This is a genomic window from Arthrobacter sp. AG1021, assembly GCF_003633665.1.
GTDB classification, from domain to species: Bacteria; Actinomycetota; Actinomycetes; order Actinomycetales; family Micrococcaceae; genus Glutamicibacter; species Glutamicibacter soli.
The window spans coordinates 787,651-812,606 of the sequence record NZ_RBLB01000006.1; the positions used below are offsets into that span (position 1 = coordinate 787,651).

A 24,956-nucleotide genomic window follows, 5' to 3' on the forward strand; every position below is an offset into this window, starting at 1 on the left:
AGTTCACCCTAGGAAAGTTGGTAGTTCATGGCTTCGCGTCAGCATGTCGATTTCTGGTTTGACCCAATCTGCCCGTTCGCCTGGGCGACGAGCCGCTGGATCAAGGAAGTCGAAAAGGTCCGCGACATCGAGGTTTTCTGGAATGTCATGAGTCTCTCGGTGCTGAACGAAGGACGCGACCTGCCTGCCGACTACCGCGCGAAGATGGACGACTCGTGGGGCCCGGTCCGGGTCATCATGAAGGCCGCGCAGGAGCACGGCGACCAGGTCAAGGACCAGCTCTACACCGCCATGGGCGAGCTCTTCCACTACGAGAACCTGACCGACCGCGACGAAGTCATTGCGAAGGCACTGCAGCAGACTGGCCTGCCGGCCGAGCTCGCTGCAGCAGCCCACACCGATCAGAACGACGACGCGCTGCGCGCCAGCCATGAAGTCGGCATCAGCAAGGTCGGCCAGGACGTTGGAACCCCGATCGTCGCCGTCGACGGGGTTGCCTTCTTCGGACCTGTCATCACCCGGGTTCCGAAGGGCGAAGAAGCCGGCAAGATGTTCGACGCGGCCGCCCAGTTGGCCGCCTTCCCGTACTTCTTCGAACTCAAGCGCTCGCGCACCGAAAGCCCGGTGTTCGACTAATTTATGCAGCTGCTTCAGGGACGTTCTGCTACGGAACGGCCCTGAAGCATTTAACCCGTCCGATCCATACCGATCACACAGGCAATGCCCGACGCGAAAACACAGAGGATTGCTAAGGTGGTGTAGTCAGGGCCGATTTTGGCCGGCTCCAGGAAGGACAAACCGTGCCTGAAACAATTTTCCGCTGGCGATCCGTCGCCGCGGGCGTAGTCTTGATCATCGGCCTGGTGCTCGCGCCGATCTCAATCGCCGGCTTGTGGGCGACCAAGTACGTGACCAACACCGACGGTTTCACCCAGACTCTGGCGCCGCTGGGCAAGAATCCGCAGCTGCAGGAGAATGTCTCCGGACAGATCTCCCAAGCGATTTCCAACCAGCTGCAGCTTGAAGAACGCATTGATTCGCTGACCGGCGACGGGTTCATCTCGAAGCTGGTGCCCAGCGGCCAGATCGCCGAAAAGGTGGACGGCATCGTCGGCGGCGCCGTGCACAACCTGGTGCAATCCAATCAGTTCGCCTCGTTGTGGGAATCCACCCTGCGCGCAAGCCATGCGAAAACCGTGGCGATCCTCTCCGGCAACAGCGCCTCCGTGGCCCTTGACGACGCGGGCGCCCTGACCTTCCAGCTCAGCGACGTGCTCGGCGAAGTAGTGTCCTCGCTGACGAACCTGGGCATCCCGGGGCTCGGCGCGGCGACGAATCTCGAGTGGGATGTGCAGATCTTCCAAAGCGACGCGCTGCCGGCCGTGCAACGGGCCTATACGCTCATCGAAACCTACGGGCCCTGGCTGGTCTACGTTTCGGCGGGCTTGCTTATCGCCGCGGTCATCCTGAATCCGCGCTACGTGACCCGCGCGCTGATCGGCCTGGGGCTGGTGACCGGAGTCAGCGCCCTGGCCATGGCGACCCTGATTGCCGACTACACGGGGGATCACCTGTTCTCGAATCTCGACCCCGCGGTCGCCGACCTGATCTACCACCAGGCCACCGGGTCGCTGACCGGCGCCCTGACCACAGTTGCAGTGGTTGCGGGAATCCTGGGCGCGGCCTCCTGGCCGATCTCCACGATCCTGCGCCGGCGGCAGGGGACGCAGCGGGAGCAAGTCAGCCGGACCCTGGCCGGACAGTAACAGCAGGCAAAACAAACGGCGGGCCGCCAGGGAAAAATTCCTGGCGGCCCGCCGTTTATTCTTACGGAGCCTAGGCTTCTTCGACCGGCGCCAACTCGACGTTGGCGACGGTCAGTTCACCGTCGGCCTCCACGAGGGTCAGCTCGCGGGCGTTGGCCGCGGACTTCAGGTCCTCGAAGCCTGCGCGCAGCTGAGCGATCTGTGCAGCCGGAGCATGCACCTCGCCGGAGAGCACCTCGGTGCGCTGCTTGACCTTCGCGTCCGACTTGGCCTTGCGGATGCCTGACAGGGCGGTGCCCACCAACGGCAGCACCTCTGCGTCCGCATCGGCAATCGCCGCGGCCAGGTGGCCGGTGGTCGGCCACTGGGCCTGGTGCACCGAACCGGCACGCCACCAGCCCCAGACCTCTTCGGTCGCGAACGGCAGGAACGGGGCGAACAAACGCAGCACCGAATCCAAGGTGGTGGCCAAGGTGGCCAGCACGCTGGCCTGCTGCGCTTCGCCGTGTCCGCCGTAGGCGCGGTCCTTGACCAGTTCCACGTAGTCGTCGGTGAACGACCAGAAGAAGGACTCGGTGATGTCCAGGGCACGGGCGTAGTCGTAGTTCTCGAACGCACGCTGGGCGTCGCCGATCACCGTCGACAGGCGGGTCAGCAGCGAGTGGTCCAGGCCGTTGATGACCACGGAGGCGTCATCGGTCAGCACGTTGGCCTCGGTGGCGCCCAGGTTCAGCACGAACTTCGACGCGTTCAGGATCTTGATGGCCAGGCGGCGGCCGATCTTCATCTGGTTGATCTCATACGCGGTGTCCGCGCCGAGCTTCGCGCTGGCGGCCCAGTAGCGGACGGCGTCCGCGCCGAACTTGTCCAGCACGTCGTTCGGGACCACCACGTTGCCCTTCGACTTGGACATCTTCTTGCGGTCCGGATCCAGGATCCAGCCGGAGATCGCGGCGTGCTTCCACGGGATGTCGCCGTGCAGCGCATCGGCACGGACCGCGGTGGAGAACAGCCAGGTGCGGATGATGTCGTGGCCCTGCGGGCGCAGGTCGAACGGGTAGACCTTCGAGAAGAACTCGTCGTCGCGGCCCCAACGGCCGACAATCTGCGGGGTCAGCGAGCTGGTGGCCCAGGTGTCGAGCACGTCGGCGTCGCCGATGAAGCCATTGGCCTGACCGCGCTGCGCCTCGGTGTAGCCTGCCGGGGCGTCGGCGGCCGGGTCGACCGGCAGCTGCGAGACCTCGGGCAGGATCGGGGCGTCGTAGTTCGGCTCGCCGTGCTCGTCGACCGGGTACCAGACCGGCACCGGCACGCCGAAGAAGCGCTGGCGGGAGACCAGCCAGTCGCCGTTCAGGCCGGAAACCCAGTTCTCGTAGCGCGAGCGCATGAAGGACGGGTGGAAGTCGATCTGCTGGCCGCGCTCGATCATGCGGGCGCGGCGGTCCTCGTCGCGGCCGCCGTTGCGGATGTACCACTGGCGCGAGGTGACGATTTCCAGGGGCTTGTCGCCCTTTTCGAAGAAGTTCACCGGGCGGGAGATCTTCTTCGGCTCGCCGTCCAGCAGGCCCGCCTCGGTCAGCAGCTCGACCATGGCCTCCTTGGCGGAGAACGAGGTCTTGCCGGCGATCTTGGCGTAGGTTTCCTTGCCTGCCTCGGAGGTGATCCATTCCGGGGTGTCGGCCAGGATGCGGCCGTCGCGGCCGATGATCGGGCGGGTCGGCAGCTGCAGCTCGCGCCACCAGGTCACGTCGGTCAAGTCGCCGAAGGTGCAGACCATCGCGATGCCCGAACCCTTGTCGGCCTGGGCCAGCGGGTGCGGGTAGACGATGACCGGAACGCCGAACAGCGGAGAGGTGACGGTCTTGCCGAACAGGTGCTGGTAGCGCTCGTCATCAGGGTGCGCGACCAGGCCGGCGCAGGCCGCCAGCAGCTCGGGGCGGGTGGTCTCGATGAAGACCTGCTCGCCGGACTCGGTGGTGAACCCGTAGCGGTAGTAGGCGCCGGGCATCTCGCGGTCCTCGAGCTCGGCCTGGGCCACTGCGGTGCGGAAGGTGACGTCCCACAGGGTCGGGGCCTCGGCCATGTAGGCGTCGCCCTTGGCCAGGTTCTCCAGGAAGCCGCGCTGCGACACCGCACGCGAGTTGTCATCGATGGTGCGGTAGGTCATGCGCCAGTCAACGGACAGGCCCAGGGCGGTGAACAGCTGCTCGAAGACCTTCTCGTCCTCGACGGCCAGCTCTTCGCAGATCTCGATGAAGTTCTTGCGGCCGATGACATCCCAGTCGCGCTGGTTCTTGGCCGGCTTCTCCGGCGGGCGGTAGCCCTCGATGTACGGCTTGGTCGGGTCGCAGCGGACGCCGAAGTAGTTCTGCACGCGGCGCTCGGTCGGCAAGCCGTTGTCGTCCCAACCCATCGGGTAGAAAACGTTCTTGCCGTTCATGCGCTGGTAGCGGGCCAGCACGTCGGTCTGCGTGTAGGAGAACATGTGTCCTACGTGCAGTGAACCGGACGCGGTTGGCGGGGGAGTGTCGATGGAGTAGACGGCCTCGCGGGTCGTGTCCTCGTTGAAGTGATAGGTGCCCTCGGTGCGCCACCGGGACGAGAGACGTTCTTCCAAGCCTTCCAAAGCCGGCTTGTCAGGAACGGAAACCGTTGCGGGCGTGTCTGTGCCCAAGTTTTCTTCTGCCATGGCTTCATTCTTTCACGTTTTATCCGGGCCGCGCTCATCCGTGTCCATGGTTTGCCCCACGTCGGACGGGCGAGGGGCGGGAACCGACAAGCTTGCCTGCATGCCCATAGGCAGCGCCGCGCGCACGGCGTACCATCGGTTCCATGAGCGAGCATCGCGCCCCCGTGATTCCGCCGCCGGTCGTTGTTGCCGCCGCCCTCGCGGCCCAGCGCCGGTTGGCCGGTCGACGCCGTGGCGGCCCGGTGTCCACCACGGCCGCCGGGGTGCTGCTGGCCGCCAGCGCTGGCATTTCGGTGTGGGCGGATCTCGGGTTCGGCGCCGCCAAGACCTCCATCAACCCCCTGCATCCCGAGAAGAGCAGCACGCTGGTCGTCTCCGGCGCGAATTCCATCAGCCGCAACCCGATGTATCTGGGCATGGTGGGCGCGGTGACAGCCCATGCGCTGTGGCGCGGTTCGTTCCGCGCACTGCTTCCTGCCGTCGGCGTCGCCCTCTGGCTGGACCGCTTGCAGATCCCCGCCGAGGAGGAAGCGCTGCAGGCCACCTTCGGCCAGGCCTATGCGGACTACACGAACCGCGTCCCGCGCTGGATCCAGCTGCCTTCCACCCTCATCTGGCTGGCCAGCCGCGACCGGTTGCGCATCGCCGGCTGAATCCCGTACCGGCCGCAAGCCGCGTGATTCGGGTGTCCGCGGATCATATGATGTGGGTATGGCACCTTTCACCGGCCTGTCTGGGCACGAACTGTTCATCTTCGGCTACGGATCGCTTGTCTCATCCGCTTCGGTTTCACGCACGCTCCGGCGCGAGATCCAGCAGCAGCACATGCCGCTGGCACTGCTGCATGGCTTCGCGCGCGACTGGGAAATCAGGGTGCCCATCGTCTTCGACGACGGCCACGCCTGCAACGGCCAATTCCTGGACATCAGCCCGCAGCCCGATGCGACAGTCAACGGCGTGCTGATCCCGGTCACCGAAGGGGAACTGGAGATGCTCAGCCGCCGCGAGGCGCAATACGACGCCGTCGAGGTCGGCGCCCGGATCCAGCCGGCCCTGGCACCCGGTGCCAAGGTCCTCGCCTTCCAGGGCCGCCACGAATTCCGCCGGGACACCCCGCAGGTGGCCAGCTACCGTCCCTACAGCTACCGATCCCTGGTCGAAACAGCCGTGCTCAGCCGCGGGGAGGACTTCCTGGCCCAGTTCCATGCCATGACGAAACCCGCAACGGTCAACGAGTACCAGGGCGGCTACCGTTTCGCCGATCCTGCCCAGGAACTCGCCGCCCGGCCGCTGGCCGGCTGAGGAAAGAAAAATTCACGGCTTACCTCGGGTTCGGCGCGAAGTTCTAAACTAAACCCATGACTATTTGGGAAAACACCTCGTCCAACCGTTCGGCCGTCGTCACCGGGGCATCCTCCGGCATCGGGCAGGCCACCGTCCGCGCACTGCGTGCGCAGGGATGGACAGTCTTCGCCGTGGCCCGCCGCGCGGAACGCCTGGAAGCGCTCGCCCAGGAAACCGGCGCCATCGCCATTCCCGCAGACGTCAGCAACCAGACCGACGTCGACTCGCTGGCTCTGGCCGTGGCCGAGCACGGGGGAGCTGACACCCTAATCAACGTGGCCGGCGGCGCCCGCGGCACCGACTACTGGGCCGACGCGGTGGACGAGGACTGGGAGTTCATGCTGCAGTCAAATGTCATGGGAACCATGCGGCTGACCCGCGCCCTGCTGCCCTCGCTGCGCAAGGTGCACGGCACCGTCCTGAACCTGACCTCCACCGCAGCCCTGGCCAGCTATGAAGGCGGCAGCGGCTACAACGCGGCCAAGGCCGCGCAGAGCGCCATGACCCAGGCCCTGCGTCTGGAGGAGGTAGAGCACGGCATCCGCGTCATCGAGGTGCTTCCCGGCCTGGTGCAGACCGAGGAATTCTCGCTGCGCCGGCTGGGCAACCAGCAGGCGGCGGACAACGTCTATGCAGGGGTCGAACAGCCGCTCACCGCCGACGACGTGGCCGAGGTGATCCGCTACGCGGTCAGCGCCCCGGCCCACGTGAACCTGGACCAGATCGTCATCCGTCCGCAGGCCCAGGCCGCCAACCACAAGCTGATCCGCACGGGCAACTAGCAGCCCGCCGTTTCTGGCAAGGAGCCACCATGAGCAGCACTCCCGAGGTCATCCACGTGGTGGCCGCCTCCCACGGAACCGACAACCCCGACGGCCAGCGGCTGATCAACCACCTGCGCGGCCAGCTCGAAGGGCTGGCCGCCGGCTGGCTGCCCGAGCTGCGCTGGCACGAGGCCTATGTGGACGTGCAGCGCCCTTCCCTGCCCGAGGTCCTCGATGGCCTGCCCACCGGCGAGCCTGCCGTGGTGCTGCCGCTGCTGGTGGCCGACGGCGTGCACACCACGCAGGATGTCGCCCAGGCCGTCGCCTCCCGGGAGCACACCGTCGCCGCTAAGCCGCTGGGCCCGCTGCCGCAGCTCGCCCGGGTGCTCGCACAGCGCGCCCAGGGTCACCTGGATGACAACCCGCAGGTGATCCTGGCCGCGGCCGGGACCCGGCTGGAAGTCGGCCAGCGGCAGGTCGTCGAGCTCGCCGGGCAGCTCGGGAACCTGCTGGAGCGCGAAGTCCAGGTGGCCTACTGCGCCGGGGCGCAGCCGAACGTCCTGCAGGCTGTCGCCGAGGCGGGCACCCGCCCGGTGCTGCTGCTCAGCGTCCTGCTGGCCGACGGCTACTTCCAGGACAAGCTGGCTAGCACGGGAGCCGCGGTGGTGACAAGGCCGCTGTTGCCGGACGTAACGATCGCAGAATGTTTCCTCGTGCGACTGAAATCTGCGCTTGAAACCGCCGGTTTCATGACGCCGCATGACGAAGTTCGACCTCTCTAGGCCTCGCGTGTTCATGTGACATCCGGCGGTTGCCAGCGCCCGGGGGCGGTTTTCTACGCTGGATCACATGACGCAGACAACCACACCGGCCCGGCCCCAGCGGGCGGCCAAGCCCAATGGCCAATGGAAGATCGACGGCACCACCCCGCTGAACGCGAACGAGGAAATGAAGGCCGCGGACAACGGCCTGAACGTCCGGGCGCGGATCGAAGAGATCTACGCCGTGCAGGGCTTCGATTCAATCGATCCCGAGGACCTGCACGGCCGCTTCCGCTGGTGGGGCCTGTACACCCAGCGCGCCCAGGGCATCCCGGGCGGAAAGACCGCCACGCTGAGCCCCGAAGAGCTCGAAGACCGCTTCTTCATGCTGCGGGTGCGCATCGACGGCGGCGCGCTGACCACGCAGCAGCTGCGGGTGATCGGGGGCATCTCCACCGACTTCGCCCGCGACACCGCAGACTTCACCGACCGCCAGAACATCCAGCTGCACTGGGTTGACGTGGTGGACGTGCCGGAAATCTGGCGCCGGCTGGAATCCGTCGGACTGCACACCACCGAGGCCTGCGGCGACGTGCCGCGCGTCATCCTCGGTTCCCCGGTCGCGGGCATCGCCGCCGAGGAGATCATCGACCCGAGCCCGGTCATCGCCGAGATCTCCCGCCGCTACATCGGCAACCCGGAGTTCGCGAATCTGCCGCGCAAGTTCAAGACCGCCATCTCCGGGCACCCCAGCCAGGACGTCGTGCACGAAATCAACGACATCGCGCTGATCGGCATCGAGCACCCGCAGCTGGGCCCGGGCTACGACCTCTGGGTGGGCGGCGGACTGTCCTCCAACCCGCGGCTGGGCGAACGCCTGGGCGCCTTTGTCACCCAGGAGCAGGCCCCGGACGTCTGGGAGGGCGTGACCTCCATCTTCCGCGACTACGGCTACCGCCGGCTGCGCAACCGGGCCCGGCTGAAGTTCCTGCTGGCCGACTGGGGAACCGAGAAGTTCCGCCAGGTCCTTGAGGAGGAATACCTGGGCTACGCGCTGCCGGACATCGGACCCGGCCCGCAGCCTGCCACCGCCGGGGACCACTCGGGGGTGCACCCGCAGAAGGACGGCAAGTTCTTCATCGGGCTCACCGCGGAAGCCGGACGCTCCTCCGGCACCACGCTGACCGCCCTGGCCGACCTGCTCGAAGCCCACGGCTCCACCCGGCTGCGCACCACCCCGCACCAGAAGGTCATCGCCCTGGACATCGCCGAGGAGCAGGTCAAGGACTTCGTGGGCGGCGCCCGCACGCTGGGCCTGGAAGCCTATCCGGGGCTGCTTCGCCGCTCGGCCATCGCCTGCACCGGCATCGAATACTGCAAGCTGGCCATCGTGGACACCAAGAACACCACCATCGACGCGGTGCGCGAGATCGAATCCCGGCTCGCCGACCACAACGGCAAGCTGCCCAAGGCGTTGTCCCTGCACGTGAACGGCTGCCCGAACTCCTGCGCCCGGGTGCAGACCGCCGACCTGGGTTTCAAGGGCCAGCTGATCACCAACGACGCCGGGGAACAGGTTTCCGGGTTCCAGGTGCACCTGGGCGGCACGCTGGCCGGGTTCGAGAACGGCGAAGCCACCCTGGGCCGCACCGTGCGCGGCCTGAAGGTCGCCGCCCACGAGCTGCCCGACTACGTCGAACGCGTGGTGAAGAACTACTCCGCCCTGGCCGAAGACGGCGAATCCTTCGCCGCCTGGGCGCACCGGGCCGCCGAGGAGGACCTGTCATGAGCACCCGAACCCTGAAGACCGAGGACGAGCTGCGCGCCATCGCCGCGCTCGGAGCCACGGAGCTGGGCTGGGACGCCGGCGCCGCGCAGGTGGTCGAGTTCGCCGCCCGCCACCTGGAGGTGTCCGAGATCGCGGTGGCCTGCTCCATGGCCGACGCGGTGCTGCCGCACCTGGTCGCCCGGCAGCTGCCCGGGGTGGACGTGCTCTTCCTGGACACCGGCTACCACTTCACTGAAACACGCATCACCCGCGACGAGGTCGCCGAAAGGCTTCCGGTCAGAGTGGTGGACGTGCTGCCCGAACTCACCGTGGCGCAGCAGGACGAAGAATACGGCAAGGACCTGTTCGCCCGCGACGCGGCCGCCTGCTGCAAGCTGCGCAAGATGGACCCGCTAAAGCGTGCCCTGTCCGGCTACGGCGCCTGGTTCACCGGGGTCCGCCGCGACGAGGCCCCCACCCGCAGCAACACCCCGCTGGTGTCCTTCGACGAAACCCATGGGCTGCTCAAGTTCAACCCGGTGGCGACCTGGAGCTTCGATCAGCTGATCGGCTACGCCACCGAACACCAGGTCCCGGTGAACCTGCTGCTGGCCCACGGCTACCCGTCCATCGGCTGCGAGCCCTGCACCCGGCCCGTCGCCGAGGGAGAGGACCCGCGCGCCGGACGCTGGGCCGGCCTGTCCAAAACCGAATGCGGCATCCACATCTAACTTTTGAAGGACCTCCCCATGAGCCTCACCGCTACCGCCCCGACCGGCACCCAGCGCAGCGTCCTGGACGCCCTGGAAGCCGAATCCATCCATATCATCCGCGAGGTGCTCGCCGAATTCGAGAAGCCCGGACTGCTCTTCTCCGGAGGCAAGGACTCCGTGGTGGTGCTGCACCTGCTGGCCAAGGCCGTCTACCCGGGCCGCGTGCCGATCCCCGTGGTGCACATCGACACCGGCCACAACTTCGGCGAGGTGCTGAACTTCCGCGATGCCGTGGTCGAGAAATACGGCCTGAACCTGGTGGTCGGCTCCGTGCAGGAGTACATCGACCGCGGCGAGCTGGCCGAACTGCCCGACGGCACCCGCAACCGGCTGCAGACCCGGGTGCTGCTTGACACCATCGAATCCAACGGCTTCGACGTGGTCTTCGGCGGGGCCCGCCGCGACGAGGACAAGGCCCGCGCCAAGGAGCGCATCCTGTCCCTGCGCGACGAGTTCGGCGTCTGGGATCCGCGCAACCAGCGCCCGGAAATCTGGAACCTGTACAACGGCCGCCACGAGCCTGGCTGGCACGTGCGCGCCTTCCCGATCTCCAACTGGACCGAACGGGACATCTGGGCCTACATCCAGCGCGAGAACATCGCGCTTCCCTCCATCTACTTCGCCCACCAGCGCCAGGTCTTCGAACGCGACGGCATGTGGCGGGCGGTCACCGCGGTCAGCCAGCCCGAACCGGCCGAACAGGTCGTTATCCGCCAGGTGCGCTACCGCACCGTGGGGGATGCCAGCTGCACCGGCGCGGTGCTTTCCGCCGCTGACACCGTGGAGAAGGTGCTGGACGAGCTGGCCGTGGCCACGCTGACCGAACGCGGCGCCACCCGCGCCGACGACAGAATTTCCGCCGCGGGCATGGAAGACCGCAAGACCGAAGGGTACTTCTAAGATGACCACCACACTTTTGCGCATCGCCACCGCTGGATCCGTGGACGACGGCAAGTCCACGCTCGTGGGACGGCTGCTGCACGACGCCAAGGCCATCCTCGCCGACTCGCTGGACGACCTGGCCCGCACCAGCGCCGAACGCGGCTTCGGCGGACAGGCCGGCGCCCTGGACCTGGCGCTGGTCACCGACGGGCTGCGCGCCGAACGCGAACAGGGCATCACCATCGACGTGGCCTACCGCTACTTCTCCACCGCCCGCCGATCCTTCATCCTGGCCGACTGCCCGGGCCACGTGCAATACACCCGCAACACCGTCACCGGCGCCTCCACCGCCGATGCCGCCATCGTGCTGGTGGACGCCCGCCACGGGGTGCTTGAGCAGACCCGCCGCCACCTGGGGGTGCTCGCCCTGCTGCGGGTGCCGCAGCTGGTGCTCGCGGTCAACAAGATGGACCTGGTCGACTGGGACGAGCAGCGTTTCAGCGCCATCGAAACCGAGGTGCTGGACCTGGCCGGGCAACTGGGCCTGCAGGCCGCCACCGTCATCCCGGTCAGCGCGCTGCACGGGGACAACGTGGTGGATCCCTCCGCCCACAGCCACTGGTACGCCGGGCCCACCCTGCTCGGGCTGCTCGAAGAGCTGGCTCCGGGGCGCCCCGCCGGGACCGCCCGGCTGGACGTGCAGTACGTGATCCGCCCGCAGGGAGCGCTGGCTCCAGGCCTGGACCCGGAAGCGTACCGCGACTTCCGCGGCTATGCAGGCACCCTGGCCGACGGCAGCCTCTCGGTGGGAGAGACGGTGGGCATCCTGTCCAACGGCTACCCGGCCACCAGCCGGGTCAAGGCCATCGGCACCCCGGCCGGGCCGGTGGGCACCGCGCAGCCGGGGGATGCGATCGTCCTTGAACTTGAGGACGAGGTGGACATCGCCCGCGGGGACACCGTGGTGGCAGGTCAGCTGCCGCAGGCGGTGCGCGAATTCGCCGCCGAGGTGTGCATCCTGGCCCCGGCCACGCTGGCCGAGGGGCAGCGGGTGCTGCTCAAGCACGGCACCAAGGTCGCCGCCGCGAAGATCGGGCCGATCAGCCACGTGCTCGACGTAGCCGACTACTCGCGCCGGCAGGCCGACACCCTGGGGCTCAACGACCTGGGACGGCTCACGGTGCGCAGCTCCGCGGCCCTGAGCCCTGCCGAATACAGAGATTCGCGCACCGGCGGCAGCTTCCTGCTCATCGAACCGGCCACCGGGCGCACCCTGGCCGCCGGGATCATCGGAGCCGGGCATGCAGCCGCCTGAGCAGCCGGCCGCCGGACGCACCCGGCTGACCGCGCACGCCCCGCGCGCCAACCGGCGCGGTAGGGCCCTCGGGGCAGCCGCGGCGGGGCTGCTGGCGGTGGCCGCGGTGCTCACCGCCTTCGTCCCTGCCCCGGCCAAGAATGCCGGCACGGCCGCCGACCAGGGACCGGCCGCCACCTTGCGCCTGGGCTACTTCGCGAACGCCACCCACGCCCCGGCGCTGGTGGCCGAAGCCAAGGGCATCCTGGACAAGGCAGTGGGCGCGGACGGCACCACGGTGGAAACCCAAATCTTCAACGCGGGCCCCGCGGCCATCGAGGCGCTGAACTCCGGGGCCATCGACGCTGCCTACCTGGGTCCCAGCCCTGCGCTGAACAGCTACCTGTCCAGCGGGGGGACCTCGCTGCGCGTCATCGCCGGGGCCGCCTCCGGCGGGGCCAGCCTGGTTGTCTCCAAGGACATCACCGAGGTGTCCCAGCTGGCCGGCACCGAACTTGCCACCCCGCAGTACGGCGGCACCCAGGACGTGGCGTTGCGCAGCTTCCTAAAGGAGCGGGGCCTGGATGAGTCGGTCACCGTCACCCCGAGCACCAACGGCACCGTGCCGCAGCTGTTCGCCCGCGGCTCCATCGACGGGGCCTGGCTGCCCGAACCGCACGCCTCGCTGCTGGTCAAGCAGTACGGGGCGCACCGCCTGGTCAACGAGGCGCAGTTGTGGCCGGAAGGCAAGTTCCCGACCACGGTGCTGGTGGCCTCGCAGGAGTTCATCACCAAGCACCCGGACACCGTGCGGGAGCTGGTGCAGGCCAACGCGCAGGCCATCAACTGGCTGAACACCACCGGCGAGCAGCAGAAGCTTCACACCGTGCAGCAGGCCCTGGCCGCGCACGGCGGCGGCACCCTGTCCGATGAGGTGATCTCCGCGGCGCTGGACCAGATCAGCTTCGACCAAACGCCGCTGAGCGGAACCTTCGACACCCTGGTGGCCCATGCGGCCGCGGTGGGCATCGGGGAACCGGGCAGCACGCAGGGTCTGGTGGATGACTCCTTCGCCGCCGGGGAGGGGAAGTAATGGGAGTGCAGCTGAACGAGGTGTCCCTGAGCTACCCGGGCACGGGGCTGGTCATCGACAGGCTCAGCGCCCGCATCGAGGACGGCGAATTCATCGCAGTGCTCGGCGCCTCGGGCTGCGGCAAGTCCTCGCTGCTGAACCTGATCGCCGGGCTGCTGGCCCCCACCGAGGGCTGGCTGGACGTCCCGGACGACGGGGCGGCGTTCATGTTCCAGGATTCGAACCTGCTGCCCTGGCTGAGCGCGGGCCGCAACGTGGAGCTGGCGCTGAAGCTGGCCGGGCATCCGAAGGACACCCGGCAGGCACGGGTGGACCAGCTGCTGGAGCTGGTCCAGCTGGGGCACGCGGTGCACAAGAAACCGCACGAGCTCTCCGGCGGCATGCGCCAGCGTGTGGCGCTGGCCCGGGCGCTGGCCCAGGACCGGCAGGTGCTGCTGATGGACGAGCCCTTCGCGGCCCTGGACGCCATCACCCGCGACCTGCTGCACGAGGAACTGCGCTCGCTGTGGGAGCAGACAGGCAAAACCATCATCTTCGTGACGCACAACGTGCGCGAGGCCATCCGCCTCTCCGGGCGCATCCTGGTCCTCTCCTCCCATCCCGGACGCATCCTGGAAACCCGGAGAATCACCGAGGACCTGCGCCGCAACCCGGCGCAGTCGGCCGCCCTGGCCGACGAACTGACCACCATCCTGCGAAAGGAGCAGCGCAAGCATGAGCGCACTGACGCAAACTAGGGCCGCCGCCGCGCTCCGCCCGGCCGCCGTGCTGCGCCGCCGCGGGCGCGCCGATGCGCTTATCGCCCCGCTGATCACCCTGGTGGTGCTGGTCAGCCTGTGGCAGATCGCCGCCTGGGCTTCGCCGCTGCGCGAGGACCTGTTCCCCGGCCCGGCGGCCGTGGCCGCCAAGCTGCCCGAGCTGCTGGCCGACGGGACCCTGCTTTCCGCGGTGGGCACCTCGCTGTTCCGGGCGCTGTCGGGCTTCGCGATCGCGGTGCTGGTCGCCACCCCGGCGGCCCTGCTGCTGGCCCACCTGCCGCTGCTGCGCAAGGGCCTGGGCCCGCTGGTCTCGGCCATGCAGGTGCTGCCCTCCATCGCCTGGGTGCCGGCGGCGATCATCCTCTTCGGGCTGAGCGACGCGACCATCTACACCGTGCTGCTGCTCGGGGCGATTCCCTCGATCATCAACGGACTGCTCTCAGGCATCGACATGATCCCCGCCCAGTACTCGGCCCTGTCCCGGGTGCTCGGTGCCAGCAGGCGCCAGCATATCGTGCATGTCGAGCTTCCCGCGGCGCTGCCCGGCTACGTGGCCGGACTGCGCCAGGGCTGGGCTTTCGCCTGGCGCTCGCTGATGGCGGCGGAACTGATCGCGGTGGGCGGCTCACTCGCCCTGGGCGTCGGCTCGCTGCTGCAGCGCGGCCGGGATCTGGCCGACCTGCCCCTGGTGATGTTGGTCATACTGGTGATCCTGCTGGTGGGCGTGCTGATCGAACTACTGTGTTTTGCCCCGCTGGAACGCAAACTGCTGCGCGACCGCGGAATGACTCGAACTGGAGAAAACCATGGCTAACGGACATATCACCCTCATCGGCGGGGGACCGGGCGACCCGGAACTGATCACGGTCGCCGGCTACAAGGCCCTGCTCGCCGCGGACGTGGTGCTGGCAGACCGGCTCGGGCCGACCGAACTGCTTGCGGACCTGGCTGACGACGTGATCGTGGTGGACGTGGGCAAGGCCCCGGGCTGCCACGTGAAAACCCAGGACGAGATCAATGAATTGCTGGTCAAATACGCTTTGGAGGGAAAGAACGTGGTGCGCCTGAAGGGCGGGGACCCGTTCGTGCTGGGCCGCGGCGGCGAAGAGCTGCTCTATGCGGCCAAGTTCAACATCCCCACCCGGGTGATCCCCGGCATCACCAGCTCCATTTCGGTTCCGGCGGCCGCCGGCATCCCGGTGACCCACCGCGGGGTGGCCGCAGGTTTCACTGTGGTCAGCGGCCATACCGAGCTGGCGGACGTGCCCATCCGCAGCGACCACACCCTCGCCGTGCTGATGGGAGTCTCGAATTTGCCGAAAATTGTTGAGACATTGCTTACCCGCGGTTTACCGTCAAGTACGCCAATTGCGATAGTTGAGCGAGGTTACTCACAGACGCAGCGGACAACTATCGGTACGCTAGAAGGGATTGTAATGCGAGCCCGCAAGGCCGCAGTGGCGAATCCGGCCGTCATCGTGATTGGTGATGTCGTTCGGCTAGCCCCGGAAGCCTCCGACAGCCTGGCAGGCCTCCTGCCGCTAGAGAACGCCGACGCCCCTGCGGCGGCCACATTCGTTGACTAAGAAAGAGATGTTGTTTGATGAGTGAACTGATCGTCCCCGAGCACCTTTCGGCCCGCGCCCTGCGCGTGGCAATTGTCGGCGCCGGCCCGGCAGGCATCTATGCCGCTGATCTGCTCAACAAGAGCCAGCCGGTCTCCTCCGGCGCGCTGAGCCTGAAGGTAGACCTGTTCGACGAGCTGCCAACCCCGTTCGGCCTGATCCGCTACGGCGTGTCCCCGGACCACCCGCGTATCAAGGGCATCATCACCGCCCTGCACAAGGTGCTGGACAACGACTGGATCGACTTCTACGGAAACGTCGGACTGGGCCGTGACATCACCCTTGAGGACCTGCGCGCCCGCTACGACGCGATCATCATCGCCACTGGCGCCCAGAAGGACGCGGACCTGAACATTCCAGGCATCGACCTGGACGGTTCCTACGGCGGCGCTGACTTCGTGTCCTGGTACGACGCCCACCCGGATGCAGACAAGGACTGGGACCTGTCGGCCCGCGAAGTCGCCGTCATCGGCAACGGCAACGTGGCGCTGGACGTGGCCCGCATCCTGTCCAAGCACGCCGACCAGCTGTTGGAAACCGAAATCCCCGCCCACATCTACGCGCAGCTGAACGACTCCGCCGTCACCGACGTGCACGTGTTCGGGCGCCGAGGCCCGGCCCAGGTGAAGTTCACCCCGCTGGAACTGCGCGAGCTGTCCCACTCCAAGGACGTGGACATCGTGCTCTACCCGGAGGACTTCGAATTCGACAAGGCCTCGGATGAGGCCATGAAGACCAACAACCAGACCAAGACCATGGTCTCCACGCTGACCAACTGGCTGATCGAGCAGGAAGAGCGCGAAGAAGCTCCAAGCGCCTCGCGCCGCCTGCACCTGCACTTCCTGCAGTCCCCGGTCGAGGTGCTGGGCGAAGACGGCAAGGTGTCCGGCCTGAAGGTCGAGCGCAACGAGCTGGACGGCAACGGCGGCGCCCGCGGCACCGGCGAATTCATCGAGTACCCGATCCAGGCGCTCTACCGCGCGGTGGGCTACTTCGGCTCGGCCGTCGGCGAGATCGAATACGACGGCGCCAAGGGTGTGCTGCCGAACGTCGAGGGCCGTGTCCTGGACGCAACCGGCACCCACGTGCCCGGCCTGTACGCCACCGGCTGGATCAAGCGCGGCCCGGTAGGCCTGATCGGCCACACCAAGGGCGACGCCCTGGAGACCATCAACCACCTCTTGGAGGACCTGGGCTCCCTGGCCCAGCCGTCCATCGAGCAGTCCATCGCGGATCTGCTGGACGAGCGCGGTGTGCAGTTCTCCGACTGGGATGGCTGGAAGTCCCTAGACGCGCACGAGAAGGAGCTGGGCGCTGCCGAAGGCACCGTGGCCACCCGCTTCGGCGACATCACCCGCGACCGCATCAAGGTTGTCGAGCGCGAAGACATGTTGGAATTCTCCCGCGCAAAAAAACTAGCTGAGAGTCTGTAAGCTCCACCCCAGACTCTGACATCTCAGGGATGGTCCCGCCGCACTGCCGGCGGGGCCATCCCTTGGTGTTTGTGCAGTGAACCGGTCCTGAGGGCGGTTCAGGCGAGCAGCGTGTCCCAGAGGTAGTCCTCCGACACCACTGGAATGCCGTAGTCCCGGGCCTTCTTGGCCTTGCCTGACAGGGAATCCGGATCCGCGGCCACCAGCAGGCTCACCTTCTTGGTGATGGCGCCATGCGGAACATAACCAGCGGCCCGGAGGTCCTCCTCGATCTGCGCGCGGGCCCGGGACATGTCCCCGGTGAGCACCACCAGAGATCCGGGAGCGAGTTTTCCGGCTGATGGCACCGCCTCAGCCGTGGCTAGTACGATATCCGCAGGCGGTCTCAGCGCTCCCTGCACGCTTTGCTGCCCAAGCCCGAGCAGGCCGGCGACCGTCTTGAGATCCAGAAGTTCTTCCTCGGTCAGCGTGCCGTCGGCCCAGGCTGCGCGCACCAGCTGCTGGAAATACAGCTCGTGGAGTTCCAGCGCCCCGGCCCGGTCGAGTCCCAGCTCCGCGGCCAGCGAGATCAGCTGCTGTTCCTCGTGGGCCGACAAGTACCGGTCCATCAGCGCCCGGTCGAGGATCGCCAGGTAGTCGTCCTGGGCTTCGGTGCCGGTGAACTGGGGCAAGCGGGTGGTCAGCCGGTTCAGGAAGTGGCGGGCCGGTTCGGCGTCGGCGGCGGCCCGTCGCACAGGAATGATGCGCCCTCCCGGGGACGCCTTGATCCACGCCGATTGCGCCGCCCGGCCAAGGCGCAGATCCCATTCGGGATTCTGCTCATCGAGTTCCATGTAGCGCGAGAGCAGGACTGCGGTGGCGGCCGCGTCCCCGGCCGCGCTGTGGGCTTCCAGGAGCTCGATGCCGAAGGAATCGCAGCAGTCCTGCAGCGAGCGCCCGGCGCCGTGCAGGTACTGATGGGACATGCGCATGGTGCACAGCCCATGCTCTAGAAAGTGCCCCGGCACCGGCATGCCGGCCCGGCGGAACTCCGCGTCCAGGAACCGTGCATCGAAGGAGAGGTTGTGGGCCACCAGCACGGTGCCTGACAGCCGCCATGCCAGTTCTGCGGCCAGGTCGCTGAACGTCGGGGCACCGAGCAGATCACAGCTGCGGATTCCATGCAGCGACTGCTTGCCCAGGTCCCGCTGCGGGTTGACCAGCGTTTCCCAGCGGTCCAGCACTTCGCCGTCGCGGTTCATTCTCACGATGGCGATCTCCGCGATCCGGTCATGTCCGCCGGGGAACAGCCCGGTGGTCTCGGTGTCGAGGACGGAGAAGACTCCGCTGGCCATTTTCATATTTCCCCCTGTACTTTTCTCCGGCTGAATCCGGTAACTCCCATTCTGCCCACCGGATGCGCGTGGCTGAAACCCTGGGGTTCACATATGATCAGTTCACAGTCGCTTTTTCGTTCAGGTCGATCCCGACGCCCCAGGCCTCGGCATGAAATGGATGGTGTACCGTTTATGCGCAACGCTTTTCCTTCATCCCTGCGCCACCTCGCCGAGGGGACACGGCTGTATGGCCGGGACCAACCAGGGCAGATGGCGGCCATTCTCGCCCTGAGCATTTACCTTCCCTTGACCCTGCCGCTGCTGCGCGAGGGAGTCTGGATCGGCTTTTCCGCGTGGGTTGAAGCCGTGACGGTACCGGGTCCCGGGCTGATTCTGGCAGGCTATGCGGTGATTGTTGCCATCGTGATCGCGTTGGCCCTGGCAGCTCCGGGCCTGGCCGCCACTGCGCCGCTGGCGCCCTACCCTGTGGAGCGGCCGGTGAAGATCCGCATCCTGCACAATTGCCGGCTCTTCCTGGGCAGCATGATCGGTATGGGCGCGATCGGGATGCTCTTTACTTCCGGCATTGAGCGCCTTGAACACATCGTCTGTGTTGCCATTGGCGCTGTGCTGCTGCAATTGGGCCATCTTGACGAGGTCAACGCGGCGCAGGCCGACGCCGTGCTTGGACTTCTGGGGGAAGAACCGCTGCAGGCCTACGACCAGTGGTATGCCAAGCAATGGGGGAGGCCAAGAGCCGGTGGACGGGTCCGCGCCCGGGCTTCGCTGGTTCGCCGCAAGCTCTGGATCATCGCGCTGATGATGCTGGTTCATCTGGGTGTGCTCGTGGCCTACATTGCGATTGTCCACGGAACCGCGGGCTTGGCCCGCCACTGGGCGACGGTGCTGTTCCTGTCCGCTGCCGCGTCGGTGGTGAACCTCTTGATCATCGACGCGGTCCTTATGACGCTGCTGGCGATACGGCACACCAGGGGGAGCCGTCACAGCAGATGGGTTTCGCATCCGGAAACGTATTTCGCGCTCATGGCCATGGGCGCCAAGGTCCTCGCCACCGCGGCCATGGCCGCGCTGCCGGCGCTGTGGATGAACGAAGAGAATCGGCAAACGTCGCTGGCGTACCTGCTCTTCCTTGGCATTGAATTGCTCCTGGTTTTTGTGCTGGTGCTGCTGCTAGTTCGCAGATGGCTTGCACCGGGCAGCTTGCCTCCGCAGCCGCTGGGACGATACGACGGCGATGCGATGGAGGTGCTGCTCAAGAAGCGGGCGGCCCGGGACCGCGCAGCCATCCGCGGGGCGGTTGCCTACCGAAGGCATTATGCCGCCGCCATGGCATGGGGCAAGTCTTCCTGAGCCGAACAAACGCCGCGGCCGTTCCCGGCTGAATCGGGGGAACGGCCGCGGCGTTATTTAGTCGGCGGGTGCTAGGCCCTTAGGCGCCAACAGCCTTCGAAGCCTTGGCGGCAGGAACGCTGCGGCGCAGCATGACGAACAGCAGAACCATGCCGACCGTCAGCGCGATGTGCCCCAGCCCGGCGATACCTGCAATCATGGCGCTGGATTCCTTGCCCAATACGGTCAGCGATCCGTGCACGGTGAGCATGGCCGCGGTCAGGACGACACCGATGTTGTAGGTCCACATGAACCATGCGTAGAGCTTGGCATGGGCGCTGATGTTGAACGCCTTCTCCAGCAACAGGACCATGAGCAGGACCATGAATCCGAGCACCAGCAGGTGGGTGTGGACGACTGACAGCTGGGTCCAGCCGCCTTCCGGGAAGTCGTTCATTTTGGTGAATTCGCGGTAGAACAAGCCGGAGGCCACACCGACGGCCATGTAGATGAACGAAAGATTGACGAGCTTACGCATTGATGGAGCTTTCTGTCGAAGGTGAAGTTTCGGATTCAACGGCATACTGGACGCCTGAACCCTTGCCGAAGACCGGCTTGTTGTTGGAACCGAGGACTGCGAACAGTGCCGGCAGCAGCAGGGTGCGGACCACGACGGTATCCAACAGGACGCCGAGGCCCACGATGAGTCCCAGCTGTCCCAGAACCATCAGCGGCAGGGCGGACAGGGCTGCGAAGACTCCGGCAAGGACCAGGCCGGCGCTGGTGATTACCGAGCCGGTGCTGCGTGCCGCATTGGCCACGGCATCTGTCAGCGAGGACGTGGCGGAGTTCTGGCGGACTCGCTGGGTGAAGAAGATCGTGTAGTCAACACCCAGAGCGACCAGGAACACGAAGGCCAGCAGCGGAACCTGGACGTCCAATGCCGAGACATCGAAGACCATCGACGAGATCAAGGAGCCGAGTCCCACGGCCGCCGCGGCGCTGAGCAGGTTGACCAAACCCAGAGACAGGGCCGTACGCCAGGAACGGGTCAGCCAGCCGAGCATGGCGAAGCAGATGATCATGATCATCGGAGCGATGACATACAGGTCGCGTAGGTGGCCCTGATGCGAGTCGTACTGCGATGCGCTCTGCCCGCCCACCAAGACCGTGGCAGTGCTTGCCTCGTCGGCGGTCGAACGGATCTGGGCGACTAGATCCATGGCCTCGGAGCCGGAAGGATCATCCGAGGAGATCACGGAGAACTGCTGCCAGGAGGAATCCCCGAGTTCGCGGGCTTCGCCGACGCGCAGCACCCCGCCGAGGCCCTTGAGCCGCTCCTGCAGGACAGTGGTGTCGGATCCATCAACCAGCACGGTGATTGGCTGTGCTTCGCCGGCCGGGTAGTGCTCGGAGAGCACGGTCATGGCGCTCGCCGATTCGGTCGGGGTACGGAACTGCTGGGTCTGGTCCAGACCGAGACGGGTTCCGGTCAGCGCGCCCGCCAAGACCAGCAGCAGCACAACCAGGGCTGCGAGGTTGGCCCTCGGTTTGCGCATGACCGCGGTGGCGGCCTTGCCGAAGTACTTGCCGCGGGTGTTCGGCTGGCCCGGCTTGGGAACCAGCGGCCAGAACACCTTGCGTCCGCACAGTGCGAGGACCGGCGGCAGCAGCAGGAAAACGAACAAGGCTGCGATGAGCAAGCCGGCGGCGCAGACGATGCCCAAGCCGCGGGTGTCTTCCATGACGGCAAGAGACAAGGTCAGCAGAGCCAGGACTACGGTGAGGTTGGAAGTGAGGATTGCTTCGAAGCTGGCGGCCCAGGCCTTGGCCAGCGCCTTGCGGTGGTCCTCGTTCTTCTGCAGTTCATCGCGGTAGCGGGAGATCAGCAGCAGCGCGTAGTTGGTGCCCGCGCCGAAGACCAGCACGCTGAGCACGCCGGGATCGAAATGCAGGTCCCAGGCGTTGCCAAGGACGTTGGCGACCATCGAGGCGCTGCGGTCGGCCAGTGCCACCACGGCCAGCGGAATCAGCCAGAGAATGGGGGAGCGGTAGGTGGCGATTAGCAGCACCGCCACAATGCCGACGGTGACTGCCAGCAGGGTGAAGTCGGCGCCGGCGAAAGCCTGGCTGACGTCAGTGGCGAAAGCGGTTGAACCAGTCATCTGCAGCTGGACGCCGGACAACTCGTGCGCGCCCAGCCAGTCGCGGATCTCGGTCAGGGTCTGCTTGTCGGCGTCCAGGTCGACGGTGTCCCAGGAAACTGGAACCATCACGGCCTTGGCGTCCTCGCTGGGAAGAGCTGGACCTGCCTTGACCGCCAGGTCGGAAGCCATCTGCGGGGCGAGCTTGGTGACCTGATCGATTTGGCTGCTGCTCAACGCTTGCCCAGTGGAACCATTGGCGACAAGGATGGCGGAGGTTGTGGTGCTGTCGCTGTTCTGTGCCAGCAGTTCGGCGACCTTGGCGGAATCTGAGCCGGCAACGAGCGAACTGTCTGCGCGCTTGGGGGCATCCACCCCACTCAAAGCGCCAAAGAGCAACACGACCACGGCGAGCAGGGCCACGGTCCACCAACGGGCTGAACGCCGGGAAGTCAGCGAACTGGCGACGCGGGAAATGACTGGAACTTTCATACTTCCAGTCAACTCGGAATAACCGTGTCTGCCATCGTGGCTTGTGCTGATTCAAAGATCAACCGAACGGTTGAGCCGGCCTCGGGCGAGTCGCCATGGCTTCCGCCTGGTTAGAGCAGGCCGAGGTCCTTGGCTGCATGGATTGCCCCCGTGCGGGAGCTTGCCTGGAGCTTGTCGAAAATATGCACCAAGTGGGTTTTGACTGTCGCTTCCGAGACGAAGAGGGTCTTGGCGATCTGCTTGTTGCTGGCACCGGTCGCCAGCTGCTGCAGCACTTCGGACTCTCGCTGGGTGAGTTCCACCTTGGGACGGCGCATCCCAGCCAGCACCCGCTGCGTCATTTCAGGTGCCAAAACCAGCTGCCCTGCCGCAGCCTGGCGGATCGAGTCGATGATGGTCTGGGACGAGACGTCCTTCAGCAGGTAGCCTGCCGCTCCGGCCTCGATGCACTGGATGATCTCGGCATCCTTGTCGAAGGTGGTCAGAATGAGCACCTGCGGGGGATTAGGCATCGCCCGCAACGCAGCAGTGGTCGCCACGCCGTTCATGCCGTCGCCCAGGCGCAGATCGCACAGCACCACATCCGCCGGATCCTTCTGGGTGATCGCGACCGCTTCCTCGCCGCTGGAGGCCTCCCCGAGCACTGAGATTTCCGGGTAATTGGCCAGCAGCGCCCGCAGTCCGGTGCGGACAATGGGATGGTCATCAACCAGCAGCACTTTGATCACTGTGCATCCTTCCGAGGAGTCATTGGCAGGTGCGCGCACAGGGCGGTGCCTTCACCTGGTGAGCTTTCAATGTCCAGACCGCCACCGAGCTCGCCCAATCGCTGGGTCATTGCGGTCAAACCAAAGCCGCCGGCTGGTGTTGCCCCGTGTCGCGGTGACTCGACATCAAATCCTATGCCGTCATCAACGATATCCATGCGCACCTCGTTGGCAAGCACCCCAAGGTTCAGGCTGACCCGCGTGGCCTGCGCGTGGCGCCTGACGTTGGACAGTGCTGACTGCGCCGTACGCAGCAACGCAATCTGGATGCCCGGATCCAGCGCGGGTATGCCTTCCTCGATGTTCAAGCGAGTCGCGACTTTCGAATCAGTTTCGAATGACGCCAGAACACGTTCCAAGGCTCCGGCGAGCGCCTGGGCGTCCAGTTCCGCCGGGGCCAGTGCAGCGATGATCCGGCGCAAGTCGTTGAGCGACTGGCCTGAGAGCTCATCAATGCGCGCCAACGCGTCAAGGGCAGCCTGCGGATCCGCGGCTGCGGTGGCCGCCTTGGCATGGAGCCCGATCGAGGAAAGCTGCTGGGCCACGGTGTCGTGGATCTCCCGCGCCAAGCGGGTGCGCTCGGCAGCGATACCCGCCTCATGCTGCGAGCGGGCCAGTTCTTCCTGGAGGTCCGCCATTTCCTGCTGGGCGCGCATCAGCGAATCAACCAGCTTGCTGCGGATCTCCGCATCGCGTTCAAGCTGCAGGTAGCCGCGGGAGATGCCCCAGGCGAATAATCCGCCAACCAAAGGCCCTACGACGGACGCCAAGGAGGACTGACCGTTGTGCAGGTACGGGGTCATGATGGTGAAGGCGTAAAGCACCAGAGACCACAAGATGGACGGAAGCAAGGGCAGCTGGTGCCCCAGCAGCAGCCACAGACTGAACGCCAGCCACATGAACTCCGGGGTCGTCCACAGGCTTCCCACCCAGATGGCCAGGAGCACGGCAATCCACCAGGAAGGAAGCTTGGCTTCCCCGCGCATCGCCATGCGGACGAAGCCGGCTACGTACCACCCGGCAAATAGCGTGGCCGCCAAGAGCACCGGCCAGAGGCTGGCTTCCGTGGAAAGGCCGCGCAGCACCACCACCGCGAGAAGGATGGCAGTGACCACGTGCTGGCCCCAGCGCAGGATCGCCGGCGAAGTGATCAGCTGGTGTCCTGATTCCAGATATGGTGCTGAAGACGGGTAAAGACTCATGTCTTGAGACTACCTAACAACCTTGGTTGGCCGTGTCCCTCTTCTGAGGAAGGGAAGGTATGTGCGCTCGCCGATTTCACTGGCTCCAATCCGATGTCTGATACCTCGGCAAAGTTGCTGCCCGAATGGGGCAAGGCAAAAGGGGACATAGGAAAAACACCTCCAACTATGCTCAGTACATGTGCATAACCTTCGTCCAGATGTCGGCCAGTGATGCCGACGACCTGCTCACGTTCCTGACCGCCAATCAATTTCCGTTCCATGTCCAGCAGACACCTCGCGAAGAAGACGTGCGGGCAAGAATCGGAAGCAGCTATTACTGGAATGAGGATCGGCAAGGCTACTGGGTAAGACAAGGGGAACAACGCCTTGGCATGGTTGTCTTGGAGGACTTGCAGGACGCCGAATCTCCGCTGTTCGATCTGCGTCTGGCCGAATCGTGTAGAGGGCAAGGCATCGGGGTGAAAGTACTGCGGGCCCTATGTGACTTGGTTTTCGAATCCATGCCGAAGACTCTTCGCTTCGAAGGACAGACGAGGGAAGACAACATCGCCATGCGCAAGACCTTTATTCGCTCTGGATTTCTTAAGGAGGCGCATTACCGAATGGGATGGCCAACGACGGATGGTCGACCCATGGCCTCGATCGCCTACTCGATCCTGCGTGACGACTGGTCCAGCGGAACCGTCACCCGATTCGAATGGGAAGATATCGAGCCGTAGGAATTTTCTGCCA

23 protein-coding genes are annotated in these 24,956 nt (G+C 66.1%); 17 read left to right on the forward strand and 6 right to left on the reverse strand.

Annotated elements, in window-relative coordinates; all coding sequences use genetic code 11:
- The first annotated feature begins 27 nt into the window (after window positions 1-27).
- Window positions 28-636 carry a DsbA family protein gene (locus DFO58_RS03910; protein WP_120989315.1) on the forward strand — a complete coding sequence of 203 codons (609 nt, stop codon included), beginning with the start codon at window positions 28-30 and terminating at the stop codon, window positions 634-636.
- Window positions 637-800: 164 nt separating this feature from the next.
- Window positions 801-1,766, forward strand: coding sequence for a hypothetical protein (locus DFO58_RS03915; RefSeq protein ID WP_120989316.1), 966 nt, complete (start codon window positions 801-803; stop codon window positions 1,764-1,766).
- A gap of 70 nt (window positions 1,767-1,836) precedes the next feature.
- Here the strand turns inward: DFO58_RS03915 and valS are convergent, their stop codons facing one another.
- Window positions 1,837-4,455 carry a valine--tRNA ligase gene (valS, locus tag DFO58_RS03920; protein ID WP_120989317.1) on the reverse strand — a complete coding sequence of 873 codons (2,619 nt, stop codon included), beginning with the start codon at window positions 4,453-4,455 and terminating at the stop codon, window positions 1,837-1,839.
- A gap of 143 nt (window positions 4,456-4,598) precedes the next feature.
- Here valS and DFO58_RS03925 point away from each other — a divergent pair, with 143 nt between their 5' ends.
- The 13 genes from DFO58_RS03925 (at window position 4,599) to DFO58_RS03985 (ending at window position 16,950) form a co-directional block, all read left to right on the forward strand.
- Window positions 4,599-5,108, forward strand: coding sequence for an isoprenylcysteine carboxylmethyltransferase family protein (locus DFO58_RS03925; RefSeq protein WP_120989318.1), 510 nt, complete (start codon window positions 4,599-4,601; stop codon window positions 5,106-5,108).
- A 58-nt stretch (window positions 5,109-5,166) separates the two neighbouring features.
- On the forward strand, window positions 5,167-5,757 hold the full coding sequence (locus DFO58_RS03930) for a gamma-glutamylcyclotransferase family protein (protein WP_113606365.1): 591 nt from the start codon (window positions 5,167-5,169) through the stop codon (window positions 5,755-5,757).
- A 56-nt stretch (window positions 5,758-5,813) separates the two neighbouring features.
- Window positions 5,814-6,581, forward strand: coding sequence for an SDR family oxidoreductase (locus DFO58_RS03935; protein ID WP_047119299.1), 768 nt, complete (start codon window positions 5,814-5,816; stop codon window positions 6,579-6,581).
- A 29-nt stretch (window positions 6,582-6,610) separates the two neighbouring features.
- Window positions 6,611-7,345, forward strand: a complete 735-nt coding sequence (locus tag DFO58_RS03940) for a CbiX/SirB N-terminal domain-containing protein (protein ID WP_120989319.1) — start codon at window positions 6,611-6,613, stop codon at window positions 7,343-7,345.
- A gap of 67 nt (window positions 7,346-7,412) precedes the next feature.
- Complete coding sequence (locus DFO58_RS03945; RefSeq protein WP_120989320.1) at window positions 7,413-9,113, forward strand: nitrite/sulfite reductase; 1,701 nt, start codon at window positions 7,413-7,415, stop codon at window positions 9,111-9,113.
- Window positions 9,110-9,823, forward strand: coding sequence for a phosphoadenylyl-sulfate reductase (locus DFO58_RS03950; protein WP_120989321.1), 714 nt, complete (start codon window positions 9,110-9,112; stop codon window positions 9,821-9,823). The genes DFO58_RS03945 and DFO58_RS03950 overlap by 4 nt, the downstream gene beginning before the upstream one ends.
- Before the next feature lie 18 nt (window positions 9,824-9,841).
- Window positions 9,842-10,765 (forward strand): sulfate adenylyltransferase subunit CysD, encoded by a 924-nt coding sequence (cysD, locus tag DFO58_RS03955; protein ID WP_120989322.1) that lies wholly within the window; start codon window positions 9,842-9,844, stop codon window positions 10,763-10,765.
- Between the two features lies 1 nt (window position 10,766).
- The gene (locus tag DFO58_RS03960) at window positions 10,767-12,062 is read left to right on the forward strand and encodes a GTP-binding protein (RefSeq protein WP_120989323.1); all 1,296 of its coding nucleotides are present in this window, start codon (window positions 10,767-10,769) and stop codon (window positions 12,060-12,062) included.
- Window positions 12,049-13,134, forward strand: a complete 1,086-nt coding sequence (locus DFO58_RS03965) for an ABC transporter substrate-binding protein (protein WP_120989324.1) — start codon at window positions 12,049-12,051, stop codon at window positions 13,132-13,134. Before DFO58_RS03960 ends, DFO58_RS03965 begins: the two co-directional genes overlap by 14 nt.
- Window positions 13,134-13,871, forward strand: a complete 738-nt coding sequence (locus DFO58_RS03970) for an ABC transporter ATP-binding protein (RefSeq protein WP_047119293.1) — start codon at window positions 13,134-13,136, stop codon at window positions 13,869-13,871. Before DFO58_RS03965 ends, DFO58_RS03970 begins: the two co-directional genes overlap by 1 nt.
- Window positions 13,849-14,706, forward strand: a complete 858-nt coding sequence (locus DFO58_RS03975) for an ABC transporter permease (protein WP_120989325.1) — start codon at window positions 13,849-13,851, stop codon at window positions 14,704-14,706. Before DFO58_RS03970 ends, DFO58_RS03975 begins: the two co-directional genes overlap by 23 nt.
- On the forward strand, window positions 14,699-15,478 hold the full coding sequence (cobA, locus tag DFO58_RS03980) for a uroporphyrinogen-III C-methyltransferase (protein ID WP_120989326.1): 780 nt from the start codon (window positions 14,699-14,701) through the stop codon (window positions 15,476-15,478). Before DFO58_RS03975 ends, cobA begins: the two co-directional genes overlap by 8 nt.
- Window positions 15,479-15,495: 17 nt before the next feature.
- Window positions 15,496-16,950, forward strand: coding sequence for an FAD-dependent oxidoreductase (locus DFO58_RS03985; protein WP_120989327.1), 1,455 nt, complete (start codon window positions 15,496-15,498; stop codon window positions 16,948-16,950).
- 98 nt (window positions 16,951-17,048) lie between these two features.
- Here the strand turns inward: DFO58_RS03985 and DFO58_RS03990 are convergent, their stop codons facing one another.
- Window positions 17,049-18,290, reverse strand: coding sequence for an exonuclease domain-containing protein (locus DFO58_RS03990; RefSeq protein ID WP_286163473.1), 1,242 nt, complete (start codon window positions 18,288-18,290; stop codon window positions 17,049-17,051).
- 168 nt (window positions 18,291-18,458) lie between these two features.
- On the opposite strand from DFO58_RS03990, the gene DFO58_RS03995 reads away from it, so the two are divergent.
- Window positions 18,459-19,637, forward strand: a complete 1,179-nt coding sequence (locus DFO58_RS03995) for a hypothetical protein (protein WP_120989329.1) — start codon at window positions 18,459-18,461, stop codon at window positions 19,635-19,637.
- Window positions 19,638-19,716: 79 nt separating this feature from the next.
- On the opposite strand, the gene DFO58_RS04000 is transcribed toward DFO58_RS03995, so the two are convergent.
- The 4 genes from DFO58_RS04000 to DFO58_RS04015 all read right to left on the reverse strand — a co-directional run bounded on the left by DFO58_RS04000 (window position 19,717) and on the right by DFO58_RS04015 (window position 24,221).
- Window positions 19,717-20,154, reverse strand: coding sequence for a DUF2871 domain-containing protein (locus DFO58_RS04000; RefSeq protein WP_120989330.1), 438 nt, complete (start codon window positions 20,152-20,154; stop codon window positions 19,717-19,719).
- Complete coding sequence (locus tag DFO58_RS04005) at window positions 20,147-22,252, reverse strand: MMPL family transporter (RefSeq protein ID WP_120989331.1); 2,106 nt, start codon at window positions 22,250-22,252, stop codon at window positions 20,147-20,149. Before DFO58_RS04005 ends, DFO58_RS04000 begins: the two co-directional genes overlap by 8 nt.
- A 110-nt stretch (window positions 22,253-22,362) precedes the next feature.
- A complete protein-coding gene (locus tag DFO58_RS04010) occupies window positions 22,363-22,980 on the reverse strand; it encodes a response regulator transcription factor (protein ID WP_120989332.1) in 618 nt (205 codons plus the stop codon).
- Window positions 22,977-24,221, reverse strand: coding sequence for a sensor histidine kinase (locus tag DFO58_RS04015; RefSeq protein WP_120989333.1), 1,245 nt, complete (start codon window positions 24,219-24,221; stop codon window positions 22,977-22,979). Before DFO58_RS04015 ends, DFO58_RS04010 begins: the two co-directional genes overlap by 4 nt.
- Window positions 24,222-24,400: 179 nt before the next feature.
- Here DFO58_RS04015 and DFO58_RS04020 point away from each other — a divergent pair, with 179 nt between their 5' ends.
- A complete protein-coding gene (locus tag DFO58_RS04020) occupies window positions 24,401-24,943 on the forward strand; it encodes a GNAT family protein (protein WP_120989334.1) in 543 nt (180 codons plus the stop codon).
- The last annotated feature ends 13 nt before the right edge of the window (window positions 24,944-24,956 follow it).